The organism is Pseudomonas sp. SIMBA_067 (assembly GCF_046534675.1).
Lineage (GTDB): Bacteria > Pseudomonadota > Gammaproteobacteria > Pseudomonadales > Pseudomonadaceae > Aquipseudomonas > Aquipseudomonas putida.
In genome coordinates this window covers 1-253 of sequence record NZ_JAWRYH010000891.1, presented here as the reverse complement: position 1 = coordinate 253, position 253 = coordinate 1, and the positions used below count along the sequence as shown (strand labels likewise).

Genomic DNA, 253 nt, shown 5'->3' with positions numbered 1-253 from the left:
ATGTGTGGTTTATTGATTATTACTAAAGATCCAATGACGGCAAATCAAATCGCTGATGCGCTAAGTATCTCTCGCGGTAACGTGAGTATGGGGATCAAAGAATTACAATCTTGGCAGCTGATCAAAGTAATGCATATCCCAGGAGATAGAAAAGAGTACTATGCCCCTGCAGGTGATATTTGGGATATGGCAAATCGCGTATTCGAAGAGCGCAAAAAACGTGAAGTTGAGACAACACTGAGCTTACTCCGAG

1 protein-coding gene is annotated in these 253 nt (G+C 42.3%); it reads left to right on the top strand.

The window, feature by feature from the left end; genetic code table 11:
* Window positions 1-253 (top strand): GbsR/MarR family transcriptional regulator (locus SB765_RS31790; protein WP_410932779.1); only part of this gene is annotated, 253 nt, incomplete at both ends.